The organism is Microcoleus sp. BM001215392, assembly GCF_036700185.1.
Lineage (GTDB): Bacteria > Cyanobacteriota > Cyanobacteriia > Cyanobacteriales > Microcoleaceae > Microcoleus.
In genome coordinates, this window is sequence record NZ_JAUBOJ010000540.1 from 1 (window position 1) to 2,578 (window position 2,578).

A 2,578-nucleotide genomic window follows, 5' to 3' on the forward strand; every position below is an offset into this window, starting at 1 on the left:
GATAAACGCAGATAATTTTAGGGTGTTTTCCGATTTTTGCAATTCAAGTCTATTGGTATAACTTCCGGACTTATGCAGGTATGGGAGTTTTTTGTTCCGAAGTAATTACTGTTTTAAGTTGACCTTGTTCTTGCAGCACCAGAGCCAAATTATAGTGAGCCTCAGCCAAATCTGGTTTCAGAGAAATAGACTGCCGGTAGTAGGCGATCGCAGTTTTCAAATCACCTACCTGTTTGCATTTGGAGCCGAAATCATTGTTCAGTACCGCGTAATGAGCTTGTTTCTCTGGGGAAAGCTTTCCTTGAGCATGAAGTGCATTGGCTAAGCTCACCTCAGCTTCCACGCAATTAGGCTGTAGTTCAAGTGCTTTTTGATAGCAGGCGATCGCATCTTCCCATTTGCCTTGCTGCTGTAGAGCATAGCCAAGGTTATTGTATCCAGCGATCGCATCAGGCTGCAAAACTAGAAGTTGATGATAGGCTTCTATCGCCTCGGATAACCTATCTTGAGTTTGATACAAATTCCCCAAACTAAATAAAGCCTTGAGAGAATTGGGTTGAATTTCCAGTAAATCTTTGAAGAGATTTTCGGCAGTTTGATACTCGCCTTTTTGCCCCATCAACACCCCCAGTCCGTAAAGTGCCTCTGGATTATTTGACTGAGCTTTCAGAATCTGACAGTATCCCTGTTCAGCTTTGGTGAGTCGGTTCGAGCGATGATCCCGAATAGCTAGCTGAAGCGCTAAAGGAATAATATTTTCAACATCCTGTTGTCTGTTATGCTTGTACTGGGCTACGATATGTTGAATGTGGCGATCTTTAGCTCCAAAAGAATACTTGTATTCCTCATTCCCCATTAAGAAGTCGTAGACTTTAAAGCCATTTTGAATCGCGTATCGGATCGCATCAGCATGGAGGATCAGTCCAGGTGGAGGATTTTTAAAGGTTCGATCGCGACCTGTAATCACAAATAGCATGGATTTTTGCGGAAAATCCATAAAATTGGCGATCGCCCCTAAAGGTCTATCTCCCTTCCACAGAACCGAAAGATACAGACACTTATGTTCAAAACAATGATGTAAAATCAGGCGATTGTAAGCCATAACCGACTCAAAGGTATCCCCTTTTTGCTTTTTCCATCTTGCTTCCCATAAGTTGAGTAGTATCTCAATATGAGAATTCAAATTCTCTGCGTTAGCGTAGGTAATAGAAAGCTCATCAGAACTTTCAACCTGCCTTAAAAAGCGTCTGATTTTTTGGCGGGTATTGACACCGACGTAGTTTTGCAGATATTCATCCCAGTCATCTGGTAATGAAACACAAGGGGCAAGATAAAGATCTGGATCTTCGACATTCACACTTTGAATCCGCAGTTGACTGAGTTCAACACTATCTCCTGAGAAACTATTCAAGAATAGAGACATCCGTGTATCGGTGTCTAGAATACTTTTTACATTAAAAGTAGACCATGATAACTGTTGCTGGATGTAATCCGCAAAAGTAGGAATTACCTCTTCTTCATAACCAGGTCGGCAAATAAGTCCTGTGTAATCTGCCATGCTATTTCCTGCCATGCAGAGCTCAATTTCAAAGCCGCCTCCATCCTTGTGTGTCAATAAAGTTTTTAAAGGAAAAAAGGCAACATAGGATGAATCATCGGCATCGGGTTTTGCAGCTAATATGAACCACGGCTCATGCACTATCTGCAACCATCTAGATAACCAAATCCAGGACAAGAAAAACTGAGCTTGACGGTCGGCAGCGTATACAGAATCCCAATTTTCTCTGATTTTCTTAAATGTTTCAAAATTATCAATTTTGTCAATCTGCATATCATTTTATCCTCAAATAAATATTCAGATACTTGTCGGTTAAGACTAGAGCCTCCCCAAGCATCCTGAGAGGATATCTGACAAGTATCTTGTACAACATCAAATTCTCAGTATCGATCGCCTTCTGATTGAATGAGACTATTAGCGCCCCAAAAATTAACGCCCAAAAAATGAAATAGAAGTGCTGCGAAATGTAGATGAAGCAGTTTGGTCTCCATTTGTTGCAGAGGCTGTGCCTGTTGCTTTGGCTCTACTAAACTGAAGGCTACCGAAGTCTTGAACCGTTGTGTTGGCTCCAGTATTTGTATAAGTATCATCACCCGTGGCAAATGCACCTACAACAGCAATGGCATATCCAGGCCCTGCTTCTGTTGTGCCGTATGTACTAGCGTAAACATTGCGACCACCTACTACAATACTCCTTTCGTCAATCGGTTCTAAATAACTTAAGTCTGAGATGATTAATGCATTTTTCATGGCTATCTCACCAGAAGTTTTCAGCAAACTAAATTAATTTCAAATGACTCTTTAAAGTCATTTGAAAAAGAGACTAATAAACTCTCCCTAGATCGATTAATTTCTGGCTGTTTTCAAGTAGCTCTATATCGACTTAATCTACTCAAACATAAAATTATGTTTTGTTTTGACTGAGTGGATGAAGTCGATATAGCCAGACCATTCAACGGCTAAGAATTAGTTAGTAGCAGCGATCGAGACGCTATTAGAAGACCACGGATAGACAGTAGC

General features: G+C 40.9%; 2 protein-coding genes. Both read right to left on the minus strand.

Annotation, left to right across the window (positions count from 1 at the left end; translation table 11 throughout):
* Positions 1-70: 70 nt before the first annotated feature.
* A complete protein-coding gene (locus QT974_RS32245; RefSeq protein WP_333472441.1) occupies positions 71-1,831 on the minus strand; it encodes a GNAT family N-acetyltransferase in 1,761 nt (586 codons plus the stop codon).
* A gap of 156 nt (positions 1,832-1,987) precedes the next feature.
* A complete protein-coding gene (locus QT974_RS32250; protein ID WP_333472442.1) occupies positions 1,988-2,308 on the minus strand; it encodes a TonB-dependent receptor in 321 nt (106 codons plus the stop codon).
* Positions 2,309-2,578 lie beyond the last annotated feature (270 nt).

Bases quoted from the DNA above. Each gene is read 5' to 3' on its own strand.
- QT974_RS32245 (WP_333472441.1), bottom strand. From the start codon at position 1,831: ATGCAGATTGACAAAATTGATAATTTTGAAACATTTAAGAAAATCAGA.
- QT974_RS32250 (WP_333472442.1), bottom strand. From the start codon at position 2,308: ATGAAAAATGCATTAATCATCTCAGACTTAAGTTATTTAGAACCGATT.